We start from the raw sequence: 15,482 nt of genomic DNA on the forward strand, positions 1-15,482 counted from the left end.
ATCTGAAAAATCACATAAAAAATGGCGATTCATCTCAATTAATCGATGAATCGCCATTTTTCTTAGTTTTCAGGAGCCTTTTTGTCCCAGCCCCAGTTTCTTCCTATGTCAAGGGCAATATTAGCAACATTAACATCCCCTTAATTAAGATGCATTTAATATTTATGAGATTTATTCCATTTAATAATGACTCTCTCCAAGTCAAATCAAAATCTTTAGAAATATTATTATAATATTAGATATTAACAGTCGATCTTCAATATCTTTTTTCTAACAAACATGATAATTCCATATTTTCGAGAGGAAGAATAGCCACTCCTTCGGCAAATTACTATAGTAGGTTTTTTCTTTTGAAGATAATAGAGTGTCACTTTAATCGTTAATTTGCGCCTGTTTAAAGTGCTATTTTGCATGATAAGAAAATATAAAAAATCCCAAACTACCAACATTATATTGAGAGATTGGGATTTCAGCTGTTCGAGTGTTTAGGACCTAAAATTGTCATTTTTAACGATAAATTGCATATATTTTAAGTTTTATTCTGCATAACCAACTTTAAAAAGCAGTTGTCTTCGTGAAAAGATAAGTTGAACTTTTTAACTATAGCGCAAGTTATCGCCTAAATCAGTGCAAAATAACATCGAAAGTGACATACAAGTGAAAGCGAACGCTTAAATAGTATGCTATAATAAAAATATAATATTCAATATTCAATTTATTCATTTATCGCTTCGCAATGAAGCTATTTCAGATAGACACTTAGTGAGTGTTTATTTTGGAATGTCTTCATTGAGAAGCGATTTTTTTGTTCTCAAAAAAAGGGAGGTTAATTTTATTAAATAAAAGGAGGGAATTTCTATCACAAGTTGATGTCGCTAATACGACAATTGAGTTTATCGCAAAATCTTGTTTTATGCATAACGAGAGTGAAACAAGTCATTTAAGATTAGAAATCGCTTAAATGTATAGCAGTTAACTTTTTGCTTAATGATGCTTTGATGTAGAAGATCTACATTGTTTAAAGAGCATAAGTCATTTACTTCGCTGAGCGGAGTCTGCTGTCTGTCATAGCAAAGCGTGACTTGTAGACAGCAATGAGACAATTTCATTATTGAGCGAATATACAAAGTTGCTGCGAGGCACTGTTTCTGTGAGATGAATGAGCAAATTTATTATAAAATTTGTGAAATCTCTACAGAAACAGTGCAGCTGAACCTTGTGCTGACAATGATTTAAATATCTCTAGCACGAGAAATAACACAGAAATGAGCGATAAAAATGACTGAAAAACTTTCAAATAACAAAATCAAGAAACTTCACAATTTAAATAGACAGACTGATAGAATTTTCAAATCAAAAAATAATGGACTTTCTTTTGAAAGTAATCAAAGGTATAGGGAAGCTATGCATAAATTTAATAAATATTTAGTGACTTATTTTAAAAATCCAACTCTGAAAAGGATTACTCACAGACAACTCAAAGGTTTTATAAAGGATCAAAAAATGGATAATTTAAATATTAAAACAATCAAAACTAATATCACAGCAGTAAAGACTTTCAATAGAATCAATCAAGGTGAAGTTGAATTATATAATGATAATAAAAAGTATAGTCTTGAAAACAGGGATAACTTTACCAAAAAGCCTCCTGTTGCAAGCAGAAAAGAATTAGGGGATTATTCAAGATTATGTATTGATAACAATAAGGAGCATTATGCTCATTTAGCTCAAATACAATATCACTTGGGATTAAGAGTAAAGGAAGCAATTACATTAAAAACTGCACAAGTGAGAGAAGCATTATATCATCAGCAACTAGAATTGAATCAAACCAAAGGTGGCAAGGCTAGAATTTTAGAATTGAATGCTCAACAGCTAGAAACACTCAAAAAAGCTTATGAAAATAGGTTGAGTGACAATAATGTGTTTGTTAAAAGTAATCAACTTACACATCAAGCAAGAAGACAATATATAGATCATCTGAGAAATCACAGAGAAAAATTTACCCAGTCAAAAATCACTCCTCACTCTTTCAGAAGAGCATTTGCAAACAATGAATATAACAAGAGAATTTTTTCAGGAATTGAAAGGATGCAGGTACTTGTTGAAGTCAGTAAAGCAATGGGACATGAGAGGGGAGAAGTGACTAGGCTATATTTGAGAGAGGAGAGTTAAAATATGCTGGATTATTTTGAACATCTTGCAGAAGCAGATAGAATCAATCTAAACAGGTATCTTGGAAATATTAGAAAAAAACTGAAGGGTGATGACTTCAAGCATAATCTGGAATTTTTCCATGAACATGCTGATGTTGAAGGCAAATATCAGTTTCATTTATCTCTACCAGATTTTACTGTCAATGAAAATATCAGGCATGTCAGAATACTGATTCAAGATGCCTTATTAGAAAATAAAACTTCTCTGTATGGTAGCAGAGTATATTTGGAAAGAGTTTACTATCATGTCAAAGAGGAAACTTATGTAGGTGTGTTTTATATCTATGAATATAGTAAAGATATAATAAAAACTATGCCTGAAGAGCTGGAGGATTATATTCTCTCTAATGAAGTAAAGAGAAAAGCTGAAAGAATGAAAGCTAGTCCTAAATGAGTATGAATTGTTCGCTGAGCTTCGTAAGAAGCTCAGCGAACTGCGTTTTTAAAATATAAGGCACATAATAATGAAAAAAGCAAACGAGCAAAAATTTCTTAATTTGAGCATGTGTGAAATAATAGCATCATGTTATGTTTAAAAGAGGCGTCTAATAAATTGGAAAATTGTTGTAAGTGCTAAGTTTAAAATCATTGATGTTATGAAGAAACCACTAACATTTAATCAACCTTTGTCCTAAATATAAGTTATTAAAAATTAAAGAACGTACGTTCGAATGTAATCCTTCTAAATGATATATATATATGATAATATTAATATAACTATTATAAATAACATCACAGAAAAGGGTGATCAATATCAATTATATAAGCTTGTTTAGCTCAGCTGGGGTAGGTTGTTATGGTTTTTTACAAGAGAATTTTGATTGTATAGCTACTTCAGAATTGATAAAGAGAAGATTAGATATTCAAAAAGCGAATGAGAAAGTGAAAAACCCAGCAGGATATATCTTAGGCGATATTACTGAAAAATCAAATAAAGAGAAATTGTATCAAGTTGTAAATGGGTATTTAAAAGAAAATTCAAAGTCCGAGGTGGATGTAGTTGTGTTTACAGCACCTTGTCAAGGAATGTCAGTAGCAAACCATAAAAAGAATGATGGGACTATCGAAAAAAATTCATTGGTAGTAGAAGCCTTAGAAATTATTAAAAAAATTCAACCAAAGATATTTATTTCTGAGAACGTACGAAGTTTCATGAATACCAAATGTGTTGATCACAATAAAGAAAAAATAATCAGCGAAGCATTTAATGATTGGCTTTCAGAAGATTATTTATATTCATCTAAAATATTAAATTTTAAAGATTATGGTGCGAATAGTAGTAGAACAAGATCTTTAGTTATAGGCGTGAGGAGAGATATTGAGAGAAAGATAAATATTGAAGCATTATTTCCTCAAAAGGAAGAGCTTAAGACACTGCATCAAGTAATAGGGCACTTACCAAAATTGGAAGTTATGGGTGAAATAGATAAAACGGATATTTTCCATAATTTCAAGGCTTATAGGAAAGATATGCGTAGTTGGATTAAAGATGTTAAACCGGGTTATTCAGCCTTTGATAATATAGACTCTCACAAAAGACCACATAGAGTAGTTGATGGAAAAAGAGTGGAAAATGTAAATAAAAACGGTGATAAATATACTCGACAACAATGGGAGAAAGTTGCTCCATGTGTGCACACAAGGAATGATATTATTTCAAGCCAAAACACCGTCCATCCTTGTGATGATAGGGTTTTTAGCATAAGAGAGCTGATGTTATTAATGAACATTCCGAGTGATTTTAAATGGGCGCCGTATAGCTCAGAAAAAGATCTTAACTCAATGAGCCAGGAAGAAAAAAGACAGTTTTTAAAAGAAAATGAAATAAATATTAGGCAAAGTATTGGCGAGGCAGTGCCTACTATTATTATGAGAAAAATCGCACAAAATATTAAGGAAAGTTTTGAATATGGAAATCATAAAAGACAGAACTCTAAAGAGTTACATCAACAATTACAGCTTACACTGCAAGGATAACTTAAAAAAATTTATAATAAAAAACCCATTAAACTTATCAGTACAAAGCTTATCTAGAATTTCTGAACTTGTAAATAATCGGAGGAGTGAAACATCTGCTTACTATACAGATGAAGAAACATTAAAATTAATATATGACTCTCTACCAGATTTTGAAAAGAGCAGCATTACCATATTAGAACCATCAGTAGGTGTAGGGAATTTTTTAGAAATTCTCATTAAGAAGTATAGTCATTTGGACTCAGTTAAAATTGATGTAATTGATCTTGACTCTGAAAGTATAGAGTTATGTAAATTACTAAATGAATATAGAGACATACCTGACAACATCGATATAAATTATATAGTATATGATTATTTACTTGATAACGTTATTGGTACGTACGACTTAGTTATAGGAAACCCTCCTTTTTCAAAACTAAATAAAGACATGCCTGTGGATTTTTATAGAAATATTTTTAATGATAACGTATCAAAAAATTTGTCGAGCTTTTTTTTACAAAAAGCACTTAACGAAGCGAAAAATGTAGTAATGATATTACCCAAATATTTTTTGAGTAATAGTGATTTTAGATTAGCGAGAGATATAGCTAATAAGTACGAAATCGAAAGAATCATAGACTTTGGGGAAAAAGGCTTTAAGGGAGTGTTAATTGAAACAATAGCATTGTTTATAAATACTCAAAAAGAAAGGTCTAAAACTGTTTCATATTCTGTGACTAAGAACATAACAAATGTTCAACCGCAAAAAAAGTTAACTGATAACAATTTTCCAAACTGGTTGCTATACCGTAATCAATTTTTTGAAGATATCGCATCAAAAATGAATATGGGAGTATTCAAAGTATATAGAGATAGGTCGATAACAAATGCGAAATTAAATAAAGAGTCAGGGATAAGAGTTCTTAAAAGTAGGAATATTGAAAGAAATGGTACGAAGATTTTAGATATTGAAAATTATGACAGCTATATTGAGGAAGATACTTTAAAAAATTTAGGGGTTAACAAGTATAGATATAGAACTGATGTATTTTTAAGCCCGAATATGACGTATTATCCTAGAATCATTAGAAAACCAGATGATTGTGTAGTTAATGGTTCAGTAGCGATCTTAGAAAATATTAAGAATGTTGAAATCAAACAAGAACATTTAGACTTCATAAATAGCAGCGATTTTGAAGAATTTTATAAAATAGCTAGAAATCATAGTACAAGAAGTTTGAATATAGATCAAAATAGTGTGAAATATTTTGGTTTAATCAAAATCGGTGATTAATAAAGAGGTGAAAATATGATAGAAAAAGGAAAGATCTTAGAACACCTTGATAAATATGATTACGATATTCGAAAGACAGGTAATGGTAGGTGGATTGATCAAAAATGTACTCCTGATGTCTTATCAATCGTCGCAGACTGTGTACATAATTACATAAATGATAACGGTATTTACGAAAGGTTTACAAGTAAGGATATATGGCATAGCGAATACACTGAGTCTTTTGTTGAACAAATCTTTAGCAAGCCTAATACAAAACATGAGAAAACTACTAATGAGTATGACAAATTTTTTTCACAACCTCTAGAATTACTAGCCCATGCAAGAATACTAAAAAAATCTAAAATTGGACGTTCTAATTATTATAGGGCTGACAATCTTAGATTACTTGAATTTATATCCATTAGAGAATTTAATTCTTTAAATTTTTTAATAGAATATATAAAAAAAGTGTTGCAGGATAGTAATCAGCTCATCCACTTCATTGAATTTTTTGATAAACAAACACCTGAAAGTTTTGTACAATTAAAAACTCAATATGAGGATTTCATTATAAAAAACACTAAAATTAACGGTGTTACTGAAGTAAGAAGAATTTTTACTAAAGTATTAAATCCTCTAGCTTATAGTAAGAAAAAGAAAGGCACACAAAGGGGCAGGTTGTCCAAAAATATAATTACGCTTTCAATGTTAATGTATAATCAAGAAAACTTTAGAGATATCTCTTCAGAAAAGCCTAAAAATATGACTAGACAAGAATGGGAATTAGAACATCAAAGTAAAATCAATAAAGAGTTTTTCAAATATCAATCCAGTAAAGCTAAATCATTCATTAAAAAATATAACGATGAATTTAGAAACTCTAAATCAGAAGTCAATGATGAATATAGTAGTGGTGTCGCTACGCAAATTCATCATATTTTTCCGGAGGGACAGTTCCCTCAAATTGCGATGTATTATGAAAATTTAATCGCTTTAACACCAACGCAACATTTCAATAAAGCGCATCCAAATAATCATACATACATTATTGACGAAGATTACCAAGAGATATTATTGAAAGCAAAAGCTGGTACGATAAAAGAAGATTTAACGAGATCTGATGAACCGATTTATAGCTTTGAAAACTTTATAACAGTTATTAATGTAGGGTTTAATACTGATTATGAAATAGTGGGAGAAGAATATCTTTATGTTATGGAAGTTTTAAATAGTCATTATTGCAACTGAATGAAAAGTTATAAAATACTAAGATCAAAATATCTCGACAACTAGAAAAAGCTTTTAAAAAACTATCTAAAAAATAAAGAGTGAGAAAGATGGTTAGCAGTTTTGTAAATGACATTAGACCCTCGGATAAAAGCACTATCTTTCATTTAGATTTTATCGTATCTTAAGTTTCACGATAGCCAGTGATTTGGAGAGATTACGGGGCATTCTCAGGGCAAAAAATATATTAAAATAGCATTAGGCTTACTAATGGAATTACTTGCAAGCGGTAAAAACTCTTTGTTATAAGTGTTTTTAAGTAGTTATAGTGACTGTAAGATTTAGTTTACGATCGAGTGGGAGTAGCCGCAGGTGTCCTGAAACCCTTGATATGACTAGGGTTTCAGGATTCTTTTTTATAGTGTGGCACAGTTATGGCACACTTTGAAAAGTTGTCTTCACAAATTGATTACTGCTGTAATGTTCAATCTGTGTTTTTTCACTGGTATTTAATTTAATCATATTACTGAGTTTATTGGCAACTTGAAAATTACTGTTTGGGTATAAGTGACCATATGTCCCTAATGTCGTTTGTATATCTTCATGCCCCAGACGGTCTTTAATAATTAATGGGTTCTCTCCCATGCTGATTAATAGAGAGGCGTGAGAATGTCTCAAACCATGAATTTTAATTCGATGCACATTGGCCGCTTTTGCAAATCGTTTAATCGCATGAGCGATTGTGTACTTTTGAGTGGGGATGCCATTATAAGATAATATAAAATTCGTTTTACACTGCGCTTCTTGGACTGACTTCCATTCTCCCAGTAAACGTAAAGTGTCTGAATCGAGTGCGATTACACGAATTCCGGCGCGTGTCTTTGGTTCAGTAAAATGAAAATTTTCCACATTTTGATACGCCAGCGTCTTGGAAATATTTAATGTTCCTTTATCAAAGTCTAAATCATCCCATTGTAAAGCAGTAGCTTCGCCGATGCGCATTCCGGTCATAAATAATACCCAGATGGTGATAAACTGGAAGTGTTGAAAATAATCACCAAGATACATTTTAGAAATTACAGCTTCAAATTCTTCTTTGGTCCAAAAGTCAATTTGGGTTCTCACTTTTTTAACATTACCAATCACTTTAGAAGGGTTCTCTTTCATTAATCCTAAAACAATCGCTCTATCAAATGCTAAGGATAATAAACCTTGTATGCCCCGAACGTATTGACTGGAATATTTTTCAGTCATTTTTAATTGCCATTGTTGTAAAACCAGTGGTGTAATACTAGAGATACTCATGTTGTAAAAGTAGGCAAAATGTTTCTCAGCTGCATATTTTCGATTTCTGAACGTACTTGCCTTGACTTGGTTTTTATACCAAGGAATGAAGAATTCTTGTGTGAATCTTTCGAATGTCATCGTGCTGTTGGGATTATAAGCACCCTCGCTATTGTCTAATACTAACTTAGCATAGGCAGCTTTTGCGTCCGTTTTTGTTTTAAAACCACTCATTCTTTTTTGGAGTCTTTTACCTGAAACAGGATCAAAACCTAAACTGACTCTAAATTCATATGTGCCATTGGTCTTTTTCTTCACTTTAACCATTAAAATCCCTTTCCTTGATTAAAGTGGCCTCGGCGGTGTCACATGATTTTAATAAATCTTCTTGTTTTAGTTTGACTCCCAATATTTCTTCTACAGCTTCTACCGGTACCCGACCTAATTTCTTAGTATTATAGAAACCATATCCTCTTTGTACCATCAGGTGTTTGGCCTGACGAATAATGTCGCGAGCAAAAGAGGGACCATAACCTAAAGCGATTAAATCTTTGCGGGTAATCGTAACAATCATATTGCTCCTTTCCCGGTCGAGCCAATACAATATACGTTTATTATAACATCCTTAGCAGTATATTTTGAAAGAACAGATTTAAAATCAGATGGCTGCGAGTTACAGCACCACGGGCATTTCACCCCTGCAAGTATTCACTCCAGTCCCATTCATAGCCTGCGACGCTTTTAACGCTCGGACGGTGACGATGGGAGAGTATCATTATATATACGAATCGGTCATTGCCAGTAATCCACCACGATTACCTGAGACCAGGTATGTTTCGCTCGTTCTATGTTCGGAAGTCTTGGCGTAAACCAGTCAAGTGGCTCACTATTCGTAGAATGTATCTGATTTATAAGTATTCAGTTGTCAATGTACAATGGCTTATCAGCCTATGAAAATATACCGAATAACAACATATTTTCATAAAATGACAAGTATGTAGGTGAGAAGCATGCCCCTGATTGACACGCTTCTCTGGGTGACTATTCTATGTTAAAAGATAGAATTTCGTTCATCAGTCGCGTTTGTAATCTGCCGAGTAACATCTCATCAACAACCATATACCGGTTGCCATATTCGTCTGTCATCAGTCGACGGGAACGGTGAAGCATGTAATAGTGGTAATGATTTAGAATCTCATGGATGGCTTCGGTATCGCCTTGAGTGGCCTGTGAAATGTGTGACAACGGAACGGTTGGATAGGTCGTTTTCATTCTGAACACTCCTTCATAAAATGTTTAATTGATTCTAATCCACTTATATGGTGACGATGAATAGTCGAACGATTGAGATTGAATAACGTTGAAATCTCTGTATCATTCATCTCCATAAAGTAATACAACAAAATGATGTCTCTTTTTTTGGTATCGAGGTGTTGTAACGCTTCGCTTAATCCACTGTCTGTTAAACCAATTTGATAGTTGCGAACAGTAAACATGTGTAAATCAGTGACATATTGGTCCATAACAGAAAATTGATTGACCCGATAATCACCGATTTCAGTAAATGAGACTTCTCGATTGGAGATACCGGAAAGGTGTTTAACATAATTTTTACGCTCATTTTCTATAGCCCGTTTACAGATATAATCAAATTGATTTTCGATTGTCGTTTGAAAAGAAGATGGGTGCATCATATTCACCTCCTTTCGGCGTAGGAAAGGAAGTGAACACAATCTGTATTTCTCCCTTTGTAATAAGTCCCAACTCGAAAGGGGCAAAAGTTGCGTTTTTCTTAAAAAAGTGAGAAAAAAAATTTTTTTTAAATATAAAAATCATTAGATGTAAAACAAATGTACTCTTTATATGATTTAAAAAACTTATCTATATGATGTATAAAACCACATTTAAAGCTGTCAAAATCCATTAAGAGATTTAAAGTTTTTTTAATAAACTATATAAAAAAATCATGTAATGATATAAAAAAACCTCCCACATAATAACGGCCTCCTAAGTGACGCCTGTCGCCGATGTATGGGAGTTATAAGTTTTTAATACAAAACAACGACAGTACAATTCACCGTCGTCTGGAAATTATTATATTGCATGACAAAAATACCGCCAGATAACGGCTTTTTTTTATTGCCGTTGGCAGCAAACTATTTTATATAATAGGAATTATAAAATCATATAATACGTTTTTGTGTACCTGTTTTATTTTGGGTAGGAACAATAAGATGTATGTAGGTGATTTATAATGCGTAAAAAAGAAGATAAATTTGATTTTAAAGAATTCGGTTTAGCAATTAAAAATGCTAGGTTGAAAAAGGGACTAACAAGGGAACAAGTCGGGGCAATGATAGAAATTGATCCTCGTTACTTAACTAATATAGAAAATAAAGGACAACATCCTAGTATACAAGTATTTTATGATTTGATTTCTTTGCTCAATGTTTCAGTAGATGAATTTTTCTTGCCTTCCTCAGAATTGATAAAAAGCACTAGAAGAAGACATTTAGAAGGACTACTCAACGATTTGACTGATCAAGATTTGATAATTATAGAAAATGTAGCAATTGGTATTATCCAGTCCAAGAAATACCAAAATTAAAAGGTATTATAATCTAAGATGTTTGAAAACGTTACTACATATTTATTTAACATGAGTCATAGTGAAATATGTTTTATTACATCTACTAAAGTAAGCACTTAAAAGTACCAAAGGTACTTAGGGTGTTTTGATACTTTTAAGTGCTAATATGATTGTTTTATATAAAAATTGAACGAACTAAACTATTTGCAAAGCATTAATAGCTGAAGATAAAAGGTTATTTACAATTTCTTTTGGTCAAATTAATCTTTCAATAGATCGCGAATTTCAAGTTTAAGTTAGCCACCAGGGTATAACCCCAATCCAGAGTTTGTGAAAGCACTCTGGCGGCTGGGCTTCTCCTCCCCTGAGGGGGAGGAGAAAATTTTACACTAGGCGCTATGTGCCATCTGTGTTTGATTGAGTGCCTTGGCGAAATGCTCATGCGGTGTCCGGTATCCCAGGATTTTGCGTGGGTAGTCATTCATCCACCGTTGGATACGCTGAATCTGTCGATCACTGACGGCAGAGATGGACTGGCCTTTCGGGATGAACCGGCGGATGAGCTTATGCTGGTTCTCGCTGGTCCCGCGTTCATATGAAGCGAACGGCCGGGCAAAGTAGACATCTGTGACTGCTTTCAATGTGTCATGGAGTGCACTGAACTCGGAACCGTTATCCGATGTGATGGGCTTGAATAATGACGGCATGTGATCACCGGCACGTTCAACGAGTGATTCGATTGCCTCTGTGACCGGTTGAGCGGCCTTGCCATCAATTTTCAAAAGCACTTCAAAACGGGTCTGTCGCTCCGCCAGTGTCAGCAGCACCGCATCATCCTTGTGTTTTGAACCGATGACGGTGTCGATTTCCCAGTGACCGAATGTCTCCCGGGATTCGACAGTTTCCGGCCGTTCGGCGATGGATGGTCCCAAATCGCGTTGATGTTCGCGGTCCTGACGCGTTTTTGATTTTGTGTTGCGGCTGGGCTTCTCCGATAGATTGATGTTCTTTGTGCGCATGATATGCCGGTCAATCCAGTTGTACAGTGTCGTCGTACACGGCATCAGCTCAGCCGGAAACATATCCCGCTGTTTCGCAGCACCGACGACCGCATCCGGTGACCAGTGGTGGTCCAGCATCTGTGTATCTGCCCAGTCGACAAATGTATTGGATCGGCTCCATTTTGGCCGCCGGCCAGAGTGAAGTCGGTGGGTGTCATAACGCGTTTGAGCGTAGCCTGGATCATAGACATAATACTCATAATCATATGTTTTTCCATTCTGTTTCTGACGGCGGATCTGCCGGACGGTGCCGCGTTTGATTTCGTTATTGATGGTCTGAGGTGCACGCCCTAAACGCGCCGCAATGTCACGGTTGGAGTAATTCTCCTGCTTTAAAATCTCAATTTGGGCCCGTTCCGCTTTGGTCAGATGTTTGCCTTTGATGGATTCAGTGGTATCATGAAGTTGCGTCATGTGATTTCATTCCTTTATTGAGTGTTGTGGTTAACTTTCAATATAACATGAAATTCACATGGCGTTTTTTGTATCAGAGGTGGCTAAGTTCATTATAAAATCCACCAATCTGTTTTAATGATTTAAATTTTAATAGATTTTATAGGGGGTAAAAGTATGAAAAAAGCATTAACAATTGCTGGTTCAGACTGTACTGGAGGTGCTGGAATTCAAGCCGATCTAAAAACGTTTTCTGCGCATGGGATATTCGGTATGTCTGTGATCACTTCAGTGGTTGCAGAAAATACAGCTCGAGTGATTTCATATGAAAATATTAGTTCGAACGTCATTAAGCAACAAGTGGATGCAGTTTTTGAAGATATCATACCTGATGTCGTAAAAATTGGAATGCTTTCATCTATCGAAACAATGACTGCGGTTAAAGAAAGTCTACAAAAATGGGCACCGACACTTGTTGTTTTAGATCCGGTCATGTTTGCTAAAAATGGAAATTCATTAATGGCATCTGATGCAATTGATACATTGATTTCTGAAATACTGCCGTTATCCACTTTAATTACGCCCAATATTTCTGAAGCTGAAAAAATCGCTGAGATGAAGATTACAAATGTTAATGATATGAAGTGTGCAGCTAAAAAAATTTATCAATTCACAGAAGTGCCAACGATTATTAAAGGCGGCTATCGAATTATTAAAGTAACTGATATTCTTTTTGACGGCAATAACTTTTATGAATTTTCTGGTGAAAATATTGATACTAAAAATACGCATGGGACAGGATGCACTTTTTCTTCTGCTATTGCTTCAAACTTAGCTGTTGAAAAACCATTAGAAGATGCAGTGAGAGATGCAAAAAATTATGTCACTACAGCTATAAAACACGCACCATCTCTGGGGAAGGGGAATGGCCCCACACATCATTTCTATGAACTCTATAAAAATAGAATCTTTTAAAGAATGAGGTGCTTTATTTGTGAATCACCAAAAAATAATAGAAAGAAAAATCAAATATAATGGAGAGGTTATTGAGCATCCATGTTTTCCTTTAAAGGTTTTAGATGATGAGTTAGCCATTTTATATCATAAGATTACAACTTCTTTTGAAATGCCCATTGGAAATTCTTTGCTTCATATTCCTAAGGGGAGCTACACTGTGGCTTTTTATTGGCATTATAAATCATATAATGTTTATGTATTTAGGAATAGCAAACACAAAGTGATTGGGTTGTATATTAATATCGTAAAAGAAACCGAAATAAACACTACAGCTGTGACTTTTAAAGATTTAATCATAGATATTGCCATTCGTCCTGATGGTGAATATGCAGTGCTTGACCAGGACGAGCTCACCGAACCACTAAACCAGTTTGAGAATGGTACTGTGAATGTGGTACTTAATCAACTAATCGACTCTATTTTAGATATTAAATATTTTACAATTCGCGAATCAGAAAAAGTATTACGTCAAAATCGAGGTGTCTAAATTGAGAGAGCAATGGGATTTATACACGAATCATCGAATGAAAACGGGAAGAACCATATATCGTGGAGAAAGTATACCTGATGGATACTACCATCAAGTGGTGAGCGTATGGATTAAAAATAGTAAGGATGAATATTTATTATCACAAAGACATCCCAGTAAAAATCACCCTTTAAGATGGGAATGTACCGGTGGGTCAGTGATTTGTGGGGAAACCAGTTTACAAGGTGCCATTAGAGAAGTGAAGGAGGAATTAGGCGTACGATTAGATTCAAAAAAAGGAACTTTGTTGTATCGAGTACGTCGAAACCATTTGAAGGACTTTTATGATGTCTGGATGTTTACTGCAGATATTTCAATAGATGATTTACAGTTAGAGCAGTCAGAAGTAATAGATGCGCAATGGTTAAATAAAGCAGAAATAATCAGTATGTATAATAACAATCAACTTCATCCGCTCATCAATAATTTAGATGAGATTCTTTAGTACCCTTAATTTATTGTGAATAATTGTCACTAATAAACTATACAAAGTTCTTGGAAATCTAACATTTAATCCCTAAATTTATAATTCATTTTGGACTCAGTCAATCTTTAAATAGAGTAATTACTTTGTAATAATAATAAATGATAGTGTAATATAATGAAATACAGGTAATTAATTCTATATAATGTATTAGTCCTTTATAAGTTGCTTATAGAGGATTGTTTTTACCATTAAGAACATGTCATATTGCGGAGATGTAATATATACCGAAGGTTATAGACCATCGGCAATTTTAATAAGATTGTTATGCTTATGGTATTATTGATCAGCTAATAATTTTATATAAAGGAGTGTAACTATTTTTTCTATAGTATTATCAATATTAGCCACTTTACTTTCCATAGTGAATATTATTTGGTTATTTTTTGGCGCATAAAAGTTAGAAAGCAAGATATGAAATATAAAAATTTTGAATTAAATTATAAACTGAGTATGGACAAGTACAAAGAGGAGATTGAAAAAGAGAACCAAAATTATTTGAGAAAGATAAATGAAAAAAATGAGTTATTAAACTCATTGGAAAATTTTACAAGAATGAGTTATTCTATTTTCATGAACTCCAATGCTATGTTATACAGGCTTAAAGTGAATTTAAAGAAGGACACCAGTAAAAACTCTAACATTAAAGAGGAAACTTTAAATGAACTAATAAAAGATCATTATATATTGAAAGAGGAGTTACATGTTTTGAAGAAAGATAGTACCATTCTATCTTCAACTCTGGGAGATGTAAACTATGCAATAATAATTAGTAAAACATATAATGAATTATATTTTCTAAACGATTTTATTGAACTACAAATACTTCAATATACTAAAAAAACAAAAGTAAATACTCACAAAATTTTGGGTGATGTCGACAAAGCAATTAATACTTTGGATGAACTAAGAAGGTCATTAGATCAATTACATTTATATTTATTTAAAGAATTAAATAAATTCTATCCGTCGATGAATATTAAAAGAGATACTTTTGTAATGGGAACTGACTTGTTTAAGTGGTATTATCCAAATCATCCATTTAAATTTAGGAGTTAGCCTAAAGAGAATATAGTTTTATACTTCAAACAACATCATTTTTATAAACTGAATTTGTTGGTGGATTTTATAATGAACTTAGCCACCTCTGATACAAAAAACGCCATGTGAATTTCATGTTATATTGAAAGTTAACCACAACACTCAATAAAGGAATGAAATCACATGACGCAACTTCATGATACCACTGAATCCATCAAAGGAAAACATCTGACCAAAGCGGAACGGGCCCAAATTAAGATATTAAAGCAGGAGAATTACTCCAACCGTGACATTGCGGCGCGTTTAGGACGTGCACCCCAGACCATCAATAACGAAATCAAACGCGGAACCGTCCGACAAATCCGCCGTCAGAAACAGAATGGAAAAACATATGATTATGAGTAT

At 33.4% G+C, this 15,482-nt stretch carries 17 protein-coding genes; 12 read left to right on the forward strand and 5 right to left on the reverse strand.

What is annotated here, in order from left to right:
• The 6 genes from BLR15_RS14180 to BLR15_RS12710 all read left to right on the forward strand — a co-directional run.
• On the forward strand, window positions 1-233 hold a 233-nt coding region (locus BLR15_RS14180; RefSeq protein ID WP_218118673.1), incomplete at its 5' end, for a hypothetical protein.
• 1,045 nt (window positions 234-1,278) lie between these two features.
• Entirely contained in the window at window positions 1,279-2,175 is an 897-nt protein-coding gene (locus tag BLR15_RS12690; RefSeq protein WP_092988077.1) for a tyrosine-type recombinase/integrase, read from the forward strand.
• A 3-nt stretch (window positions 2,176-2,178) separates the two neighbouring features.
• Entirely contained in the window at window positions 2,179-2,610 is a 432-nt protein-coding gene (locus tag BLR15_RS12695; RefSeq protein ID WP_092988079.1) for a hypothetical protein, read from the forward strand.
• Between the two features lie 374 nt (window positions 2,611-2,984).
• Window positions 2,985-4,193: a DNA cytosine methyltransferase gene (locus tag BLR15_RS12700; RefSeq protein WP_092988081.1), complete on the forward strand. Its 1,209-nt coding sequence runs from the start codon at window positions 2,985-2,987 to the stop codon at window positions 4,191-4,193.
• Window positions 4,126-5,469: an N-6 DNA methylase gene (locus tag BLR15_RS12705; RefSeq protein ID WP_092988083.1), complete on the forward strand. Its 1,344-nt coding sequence runs from the start codon at window positions 4,126-4,128 to the stop codon at window positions 5,467-5,469. The genes BLR15_RS12700 and BLR15_RS12705 overlap by 68 nt, the downstream gene beginning before the upstream one ends.
• Window positions 5,470-5,484: 15 nt before the next feature.
• Window positions 5,485-6,699: a hypothetical protein gene (locus BLR15_RS12710; protein ID WP_218118674.1), complete on the forward strand. Its 1,215-nt coding sequence runs from the start codon at window positions 5,485-5,487 to the stop codon at window positions 6,697-6,699.
• Between the two features lie 411 nt (window positions 6,700-7,110).
• Here the strand turns inward: BLR15_RS12710 and BLR15_RS12715 are convergent, their stop codons facing one another.
• The 4 genes from BLR15_RS12715 to BLR15_RS12730 form a co-directional block, all read right to left on the reverse strand.
• On the reverse strand, window positions 7,111-8,289 hold the full coding sequence (locus tag BLR15_RS12715; RefSeq protein ID WP_092988085.1) for a site-specific integrase: 1,179 nt from the start codon (window positions 8,287-8,289) through the stop codon (window positions 7,111-7,113).
• Window positions 8,282-8,533: a DUF3173 domain-containing protein gene (locus tag BLR15_RS12720; protein ID WP_092988105.1), complete on the reverse strand. Its 252-nt coding sequence runs from the start codon at window positions 8,531-8,533 to the stop codon at window positions 8,282-8,284. Before BLR15_RS12720 ends, BLR15_RS12715 begins: the two co-directional genes overlap by 8 nt.
• Window positions 8,534-9,003: 470 nt before the next feature.
• On the reverse strand, window positions 9,004-9,234 hold the full coding sequence (locus tag BLR15_RS12725; RefSeq protein ID WP_092988087.1) for a helix-turn-helix domain-containing protein: 231 nt from the start codon (window positions 9,232-9,234) through the stop codon (window positions 9,004-9,006).
• Window positions 9,231-9,653 (reverse strand): sigma factor-like helix-turn-helix DNA-binding protein, encoded by a 423-nt coding sequence (locus tag BLR15_RS12730; protein WP_092988089.1) that lies wholly within the window; start codon window positions 9,651-9,653, stop codon window positions 9,231-9,233. The genes BLR15_RS12725 and BLR15_RS12730 overlap by 4 nt, the downstream gene beginning before the upstream one ends.
• A gap of 563 nt (window positions 9,654-10,216) precedes the next feature.
• Here BLR15_RS12730 and BLR15_RS12740 point away from each other — a divergent pair.
• On the forward strand, window positions 10,217-10,570 hold the full coding sequence (locus BLR15_RS12740; protein WP_092988093.1) for a helix-turn-helix domain-containing protein: 354 nt from the start codon (window positions 10,217-10,219) through the stop codon (window positions 10,568-10,570).
• Between the two features lie 371 nt (window positions 10,571-10,941).
• On the opposite strand, the gene BLR15_RS12745 is transcribed toward BLR15_RS12740, so the two are convergent.
• Window positions 10,942-12,027: an IS30 family transposase gene (locus BLR15_RS12745; protein WP_092988095.1), complete on the reverse strand. Its 1,086-nt coding sequence runs from the start codon at window positions 12,025-12,027 to the stop codon at window positions 10,942-10,944.
• A gap of 156 nt (window positions 12,028-12,183) precedes the next feature.
• Between BLR15_RS12745 and thiD the strand changes: the two genes are divergently transcribed.
• The 5 genes from thiD to BLR15_RS12770 all read left to right on the forward strand — a co-directional run.
• On the forward strand, window positions 12,184-12,981 hold the full coding sequence (gene thiD / locus BLR15_RS12750) for a bifunctional hydroxymethylpyrimidine kinase/phosphomethylpyrimidine kinase (RefSeq protein WP_092988097.1): 798 nt from the start codon (window positions 12,184-12,186) through the stop codon (window positions 12,979-12,981).
• Between the two features lie 19 nt (window positions 12,982-13,000).
• Entirely contained in the window at window positions 13,001-13,510 is a 510-nt protein-coding gene (locus tag BLR15_RS12755) for a ribonuclease FAU-1 family protein (RefSeq protein WP_092988099.1), read from the forward strand.
• A 37-nt stretch (window positions 13,511-13,547) separates the two neighbouring features.
• A complete protein-coding gene (locus tag BLR15_RS12760) occupies window positions 13,548-13,997 on the forward strand; it encodes an NUDIX hydrolase (protein ID WP_092988107.1) in 450 nt (149 codons plus the stop codon).
• Between the two features lie 453 nt (window positions 13,998-14,450).
• Complete coding sequence (locus tag BLR15_RS12765; RefSeq protein WP_143003995.1) at window positions 14,451-15,095, forward strand: hypothetical protein; 645 nt, start codon at window positions 14,451-14,453, stop codon at window positions 15,093-15,095.
• Window positions 15,096-15,260: 165 nt separating this feature from the next.
• Window positions 15,261-15,482 (forward strand): helix-turn-helix domain-containing protein (locus tag BLR15_RS12770; RefSeq protein ID WP_143003996.1); only part of this gene is annotated, 222 nt, incomplete at its 3' end.

This window comes from Lacicoccus qingdaonensis (assembly GCF_900101075.1).
Classification (GTDB): domain Bacteria; phylum Bacillota; class Bacilli; order Staphylococcales; family Salinicoccaceae; genus Lacicoccus; species Lacicoccus qingdaonensis.

Bases quoted from the DNA above. Each gene is read 5' to 3' on its own strand.
- BLR15_RS12765 (WP_143003995.1), top strand. From the start codon at position 14,451: ATGAAATATAAAAATTTTGAATTAAATTATAAACTGAGTATGGACAAG.
- BLR15_RS12725 (WP_092988087.1), bottom strand. From the start codon at position 9,234: ATGAAAACGACCTATCCAACCGTTCCGTTGTCACACATTTCACAGGCC.
- BLR15_RS12710 (WP_218118674.1), top strand. From the start codon at position 5,485: ATGATAGAAAAAGGAAAGATCTTAGAACACCTTGATAAATATGATTAC.
- BLR15_RS12715 (WP_092988085.1), bottom strand. From the start codon at position 8,289: ATGGTTAAAGTGAAGAAAAAGACCAATGGCACATATGAATTTAGAGTC.
- BLR15_RS12695 (WP_092988079.1), top strand. From the start codon at position 2,179: ATGCTGGATTATTTTGAACATCTTGCAGAAGCAGATAGAATCAATCTA.
- BLR15_RS12745 (WP_092988095.1), bottom strand. From the start codon at position 12,027: ATGACGCAACTTCATGATACCACTGAATCCATCAAAGGCAAACATCTG.
- BLR15_RS12705 (WP_092988083.1), top strand. From the start codon at position 4,126: ATGGAAATCATAAAAGACAGAACTCTAAAGAGTTACATCAACAATTAC.
- BLR15_RS12730 (WP_092988089.1), bottom strand. From the start codon at position 9,653: ATGCACCCATCTTCTTTTCAAACGACAATCGAAAATCAATTTGATTAT.
- BLR15_RS12690 (WP_092988077.1), top strand. From the start codon at position 1,279: ATGACTGAAAAACTTTCAAATAACAAAATCAAGAAACTTCACAATTTA.
- thiD (WP_092988097.1), top strand. From the start codon at position 12,184: ATGAAAAAAGCATTAACAATTGCTGGTTCAGACTGTACTGGAGGTGCT.
- BLR15_RS12760 (WP_092988107.1), top strand. From the start codon at position 13,548: ATGAAAACGGGAAGAACCATATATCGTGGAGAAAGTATACCTGATGGA.
- BLR15_RS12740 (WP_092988093.1), top strand. From the start codon at position 10,217: ATGCGTAAAAAAGAAGATAAATTTGATTTTAAAGAATTCGGTTTAGCA.